General features: G+C 41.0%; 8 protein-coding genes. 4 read left to right on the top strand and 4 right to left on the bottom strand.

The genetic code is table 11. The features are described 5' to 3' along the window. Nucleotides 1–14 precede the first annotated feature (14 nt). A complete protein-coding gene (locus tag F6K37_RS30870; RefSeq protein ID WP_287254357.1) occupies nucleotides 15–458 on the top strand; it encodes an acyl-CoA thioesterase in 444 nt (147 codons plus the stop codon). A gap of 32 nt (nucleotides 459–490) precedes the next feature. On the opposite strand, the gene F6K37_RS30875 is transcribed toward F6K37_RS30870, so the two are convergent. The 4 genes from F6K37_RS30875 to F6K37_RS30890 all read right to left on the bottom strand — a co-directional run bounded on the left by F6K37_RS30875 (nucleotide 491) and on the right by F6K37_RS30890 (nucleotide 3,565). Continuing rightward, nucleotides 491–655 (bottom strand): hypothetical protein, encoded by a 165-nt coding sequence (locus tag F6K37_RS30875; RefSeq protein ID WP_154659762.1) that lies wholly within the window; start codon nucleotides 653–655, stop codon nucleotides 491–493. A gap of 83 nt (nucleotides 656–738) precedes the next feature. Then, the gene (locus tag F6K37_RS30880; RefSeq protein WP_008183083.1) at nucleotides 739–1,401 is read right to left on the bottom strand and encodes a potassium channel family protein; all 663 of its coding nucleotides are present in this window, start codon (nucleotides 1,399–1,401) and stop codon (nucleotides 739–741) included. A gap of 463 nt (nucleotides 1,402–1,864) precedes the next feature. Continuing rightward, complete coding sequence (msrA, locus tag F6K37_RS30885) at nucleotides 1,865–2,512, bottom strand: peptide-methionine (S)-S-oxide reductase MsrA (protein ID WP_008183085.1); 648 nt, start codon at nucleotides 2,510–2,512, stop codon at nucleotides 1,865–1,867. A gap of 456 nt (nucleotides 2,513–2,968) precedes the next feature. After that, nucleotides 2,969–3,565: a thermonuclease family protein gene (locus F6K37_RS30890; protein ID WP_287254350.1), complete on the bottom strand. Its 597-nt coding sequence runs from the start codon at nucleotides 3,563–3,565 to the stop codon at nucleotides 2,969–2,971. 12 nt (nucleotides 3,566–3,577) lie between these two features. On the opposite strand from F6K37_RS30890, the gene F6K37_RS30895 reads away from it, so the two are divergent. From F6K37_RS30895 to F6K37_RS30905, 3 genes are all read left to right on the top strand, one after another. Beyond that, complete coding sequence (locus F6K37_RS30895; RefSeq protein WP_287254352.1) at nucleotides 3,578–3,757, top strand: hypothetical protein; 180 nt, start codon at nucleotides 3,578–3,580, stop codon at nucleotides 3,755–3,757. Nucleotides 3,758–3,902: 145 nt separating this feature from the next. After that, the gene (locus F6K37_RS30900; protein WP_287254354.1) at nucleotides 3,903–4,634 is read left to right on the top strand and encodes a pentapeptide repeat-containing protein; all 732 of its coding nucleotides are present in this window, start codon (nucleotides 3,903–3,905) and stop codon (nucleotides 4,632–4,634) included. A gap of 29 nt (nucleotides 4,635–4,663) precedes the next feature. Continuing rightward, nucleotides 4,664–5,527, top strand: a complete 864-nt coding sequence (locus tag F6K37_RS30905) for a class I SAM-dependent methyltransferase (RefSeq protein ID WP_287254356.1) — start codon at nucleotides 4,664–4,666, stop codon at nucleotides 5,525–5,527. Nucleotides 5,528–5,639 lie beyond the last annotated feature (112 nt).

The raw sequence follows: 5,639 nt of genomic DNA on the forward strand, positions 1-5,639 counted from the left end.
AGCTGGACAGTACCATGGCAAGTCATGAGCTAACTGCCACCACAGCCAAATGGTTTGACTATCCAGTGCGAGTCCATCCCCACCACACTGACTATGCTGGTATAGTCTGGCATGGTACCTACATTGGCTGGATGGAGGAAGCGAGGGTGGAGTACTTGCGCTCAATGGGTATGGATTATAGTGATTTTGTCAGGCTAGGATGCGATTTACCAGTAGTAGAACTTTCTTTACGCTATCACCGGGCAATGCCAATGGGCACAGGAGCAGTTGTCAAGACAGCCATCGCCGAAATGAAAGGTTTCCGTATGAAGTGGGATTATAAAATTCAATCCCATGATGGCAAAGAACTTTACCTAACCGGTCGTGTGATTCTAGTAGCCGTTGACCGAGAGCAGGGTAAGATTATGCGCAAATTACCACCAGTGCTAAAGGATTTATTAGATCAGCTTTCTAGTTGAGCCAATCGAACTGAGGTTATTTTACGGTTATTTCACAAAGCAATATCAGCATATTGCCACGCTTGTTGATATTGCTGTTGTACAGTTTCTGCTTCTGCTGTTTTTCCTTGTGCTTGCAAGCTTTGTGCTAAACCATGTAATGACCAACCATTTTCCGGATAAATATCTAAATCATTATGATAAACCCTATACAGCAATTGTACCTGTCCTAACTTCACAATCTTAAAAACATACCCTTGAAAGTCTCCTCCCTCTGACTTATCTGCTTCCCCTGCTCCCTCTAATGCTCTGCTTCTGGGTTATAAATTCCGACCAATCTGCCAATTAATACGGCGGGATACATCACCCCACAAATTCCTTCTAAATTAGTCAGAGCTTTCGCTAGAGGACTGACAGGAGTAATATCCCCATAGCCAACGGTAGTTAAGGTGGTAAAACTGAAATAAAGCAGGTCAAAAGAATTAATTGTTTCTGCTGAATAAGTAAAAGATTTTGGGTTTAATAAATAGATAGTTTCAAAAAACAAAACCCACAGAGTACCAATTAAAAGAAAGACGTTAATACCGCCAACTATGGTATCGATCGTGACTTTGTGACCGCTAAAAATCTTCTCAATCATCAACACAATAGCTAAGAGAAAAAAACCACCATAAATAATATTTGTAGCCACAGCTAGCTTTAAGTTAGAGTATTGATAAATAAACTCGATAAAATCGACTACAAAAGCGAGCAATGAAATGAACAGATAACAATAAAAAAACCTTTTATGTAAATAAAATGTTGTAATTATTACAACTATTGCTCCTAATAAAATTAGGGATAGAATTAAGTCGGCAATTATTGCTTGCGAGAAAAAAGCATAGGCGACAAAAGCCAAAAGCAGCACTAACAAAAGCTGAGTATATTTATTCTTGGCTGAACTCTGTAACTGTTTGAGTCTCATCACTCTCTTGCTCCTTGAAAAAGGATATATAGCAATTCTCATCACAAGTTAGGTACACAGGATTTTTTCCAACTCCCCCCTCCCCGCGCCGGAGCACCCCACTAGCTGTTCTCTGGTCCGAAGATCATTAAAACCCAGGACGAAAGTACTTAAAGCAATTTAGAGCTGTTATATCAATTTAAGAAGATTCCCAGAAACTTAGCGCTATTGACAGTAATTATGTCGGTTTAGCAACTTTAGTTTCGCACCAGGAACTAGTGTAAACTCCACTCACTCTGTAGGGGTGGGTTTAGCTTATGTATCAGCCCAAGACAAACAACCTTGTTACAAACGTTACAAAACCCACCCTTTCCTAGTCAACTGAATTGCTGCATTTAGTCATTAGTCATTTGTAATCCACCAAAGTCTCTTGGTACTTACAAATGACTAATTACTGATGAGTGTTAACCACAGAAGTGATGACTTATGAAATTGCAGGGCAATTCACATTCGTCCCACCTAAACCACAATACCCATTAGGATTTTTAGCCAGGTACTGCTGGTGATAGCCCTCTGCGTAATAAAACTCAGGAGCATCTAGAATCTCTGTGGTAATATTACCATAACCGGCGACCTTCAGAGCTTGCTGATAAGCGTTTTGTGAGGCTTCCGCTAGCTTCTTTTGGTCTTCGGAATAGGTATAAATTCCTGAACGGTACTGAGTACCAGTATCATTGCCTTGGCGCATGCCTTGGGTGGGATTGTGGCTTTCCCAGAAGACTTTCAATAGTGCTTCGTAACTGATTACCTTTGGATCAAATACCACCAGCACCACTTCATTGTGACCGGTCATGGCTGTACAGACCTCTTGATAAGTAGGGTTAGGGGTAATGCCAGCAGCGTAACCTACTGCGGTAGTGAACACTCCCTCTTGTTGCCAGAATCGGCGTTCTGCTCCCCAAAAACATCCCATGCCAAACATCGCCATTTCCAATCCATCAGGATAAGGGGGTTTGAGAGGATTGCCGTTGACGTAGTGACGCTCGGGTACTGGCATGAGTTCTGAGCGTCCGGGTAAGGCTTCCTCAGGAGTAGGCACGGTCAGCTTTTTCTTAAATCCGAAGAGTACCATCAGTTTTGAATCTTAGTTTTGATCACTTACTTAACATTTTGCAACATTTATAGCGTTTGTATATGGGTTGTAAACACACCAATTGCAGGAAAAGGCATGCATGCAAGAGGCAAAAGGCAAGAGGGGAAAGAGCTCCGGAGTTTTATTGGATAATAAAAAAATACCTCTTAGGTTTACATCTGATTTACAAACCCTATATGAGTAAATTACTCATTCATTAGTGGTAACTACCAATAGACTTTTGGCTGGCTATTGGCTAGCTACTAAGAGACGGTTTATAAAGTAAATCTTAAGACAGCTATAGTCTTGAATATTGGTGGGTTACGGCGGACAGCTCTCTTAAAAGGTGAGCTTTGACAGATATCGCCGCCTAACCCACCCTAGGCAAGGATTTAAGCAAAGTTTAACAAACATTCTCTAAGGACTAAAGACTCAGAGGACTAAACACTCTCCGACTCAGGAGGAGGATTTAGTTTTTGCTAAACTACGATATTCCCAAGCTGGAACAAACTTAGGGTCTCGCCACAACCCTCGCCGATATCGTTTGGCATTGGCTTCAGCACTATCGACCATTTCCGCACTGGGGCAATCTTTCAGATAGGGGCGATATACCTGTGCTAGTCCTTCTTTTACTAGCACTTCCTGGACAAAGGTGCCATCGGTTAAGCGTACTTCACTGACGCTGCGCCCATAGCGGTCAGTATCAGTTACAGTCAAAACTACCTGATTATCGCTTTGTTTAACCAGTTCCTGAAGTCGCTCCTTGGCTTTATTTCCCCATTTGAATTGACTTTTGTCTACCAATTTGCGGCTTTGCTTCTCTTTTTTGGAATGGGCAATTTCTGGAGCGTCGATACAGGCAAACCGAACTTTGACATCCTTGCCAAACCTGTCAGCGACGAGAATGGTATCCCCGTCAGATACCCGTTTGACAGCGTAATTCCCGATTCCTAACTGGTCTAGAAGGGCGGCACATCCGAAGAGACTCAGGATTAGGACAGAGGCTACTATCCATTTTAAAATGTTTTGGATTAGTTGGGGAGTTGGATTCATGGTCAATTACTGTTGACGAGTGTACAGTTTAGCGAAAAAACTCTACTGGTGTCCTATTCCCTGGTGCGACGTTCCGATCAATCCTACTTTCACATCGAAATTACTGTATACTATTATAGCAATCCGAAGTCAAACCTCATAGAAATCCGTGTTACTCTGGATAACCTCTTCGCCATCTTGCGAGACTTCTAGATTTTTCCATACTTCCATTGGTTACATCCGTTAACCATCCGTTGCTCCAACTGACTACTCTCACAACTCTGACAGGGATGGCTCTAGATTTGACTCTGTCTTAATTCATGCTCTAAAGATTCAATCCTAACTACTCAATATGACTATGGTGCTTAAAACAATAACTCTAGTTTCTTCAACTCTAGTTTCTTCTCTCTTATGTCTCGGTTGTCTAGGGTTGCCAGCTCAAGCCCAATCTAACACTTTTTCTAATTGCGATCTAGGCGATGATTTAAGTGGTCGTGATTTGAGCTTTGGGAATTTTAGTAACTGTAATTGGAGAAGTATTAATTTAAGAGGGGCTAATTTATCAGGGGCTTATCTAAATAGTATTCTACTTAACCCTAAACTTCAATCTTACCAACGACGAGCCACCGAAGAAGTAAGTTCGGATCTGACCAATGCTAATCTCCAGGGAGCAGATTTAACTCTCGCTAATTTAGAACGAGCCATCCTGACAAATGCTAATTTAGTAGCTGCTCGTTTATTTGATGCTGACTTAACATCGGCTACCTTGGAAAAGGCTAAATTAGATAAGGTTTTTGCTCCTGTGGTAATCTTATATGAGGCTAATTTAAAAGGAGCCACATTAAGTTTAGGGGATTTAACCGGTGCGAGCATGGCTAGCTCTGATTTAAGTAATACCTATTTGTATAGAACCAAATTAAGTTATGCTGACTTACAAAATGCTAATCTAAGTGGGGCTAATTTAACGGAGGCTAACTTAATCGGTGCTAACTTAACGGGTGCTAATTTGACTGGGGCTAATTTGACTGGGGCTAATTTGTGTAATGCCACTATGCCCGATGGTACAGTATCTCAGCAAGGTTGTCCTTAATTTCATGATCAAGCAGTAAATTGTAAATTATGGAAAACGAACTGGCAGCAAAAGCCGAAAAAATACCAGAAATCAAAAATGATGTCTGTCGTACCGCAGTAGTAATGGCGGCGAAACGTGCTATTGAATCGAAAAGGGCAGACCGACTTTTTGACGATCCTTTTGCTGCTCAGTTAGTTGGGTCTAAGGAAATACAGTCTTTGATGGATTCTTGGGAAAAACAAGACGGTAAAGACCCGAAATCAAATACCCTTCGCATCCAGTTTGTGGCAGTGCGAACTAAATTTTTCGATGATTTTCTGATATCTGTAATACCAGAGGTACGTCAAATTGTAATTCTAGGGGTGGGGTACGATACTAGGGCATATCGCCTACCCTTACCACCTGAAATATGTATATACGAGATTGATTTACCAGAAATCATGTCTCGCAAAGAAGCAATTCTTAAGGATATTCCATCTAAATGTCATCGCCAGTCCATCGCTACAGATTTGCAAAAACCTTGGGTGCATTTATTAAAAAATCATGGATATCAATCTAATCAACCTACAGTTTGGTTGATGGAAGGTTTATTGATGTATATGGATAAAAAAGAGATAAATACATTACTGCAAACAATTTCTGATGTCAGTGTCAAAGGGAGTTATTTGGGTGCAGATTTAATAAGTGTAAAGTCGTGGCAGATAGGCTCCAAAACTCAGAAGGGATTAATTAGTAAAAATTGGCGTTTTGGCACAGACGCACCAGAAGAATTATTTGCTGATCATGGGTGGAATGCGTCAGTTATCCAACCGGGAGAAATAAGAGCAAATTATGGACGTTACTCTGTCCAAATCGCACCCCGTTCAGTACCTGGAAGGCGACGTTCGTTTATGGTGACTGCTAAAAAATAATGATGAATATCCTAGACTGACTTACATCTTATTTATCAATACAATACTCTAGATTTAATAAGACATAGGGAAACAAATTTGTAAACCATCCCCCCCAAATTTCTTTAGCTTT

This window comes from Moorena sp. SIO4E2 (genome assembly GCF_010671945.1).
GTDB classification, from domain to species: Bacteria; Cyanobacteriota; Cyanobacteriia; order Cyanobacteriales; family Coleofasciculaceae; genus Moorena; species Moorena producens.

What these genes read in the sequence shown, in the direction of transcription:
- F6K37_RS30890 (WP_287254350.1), bottom strand. Translation starts at nt 3,565, where the DNA reads ATGAATCCAACTCCCCAACTAATCCAAAACATTTTAAAATGGATAGTA.
- F6K37_RS30880 (WP_008183083.1), bottom strand. Translation starts at nt 1,401, where the DNA reads ATGAGACTCAAACAGTTACAGAGTTCAGCCAAGAATAAATATACTCAG.
- F6K37_RS30900 (WP_287254354.1), top strand. Translation starts at nt 3,903, where the DNA reads ATGGTGCTTAAAACAATAACTCTAGTTTCTTCAACTCTAGTTTCTTCT.
- msrA (WP_008183085.1), bottom strand. Translation starts at nt 2,512, where the DNA reads ATGGTACTCTTCGGATTTAAGAAAAAGCTGACCGTGCCTACTCCTGAG.
- F6K37_RS30870 (WP_287254357.1), top strand. Translation starts at nt 15, where the DNA reads ATGGCAAGTCATGAGCTAACTGCCACCACAGCCAAATGGTTTGACTAT.
- F6K37_RS30905 (WP_287254356.1), top strand. Translation starts at nt 4,664, where the DNA reads ATGGAAAACGAACTGGCAGCAAAAGCCGAAAAAATACCAGAAATCAAA.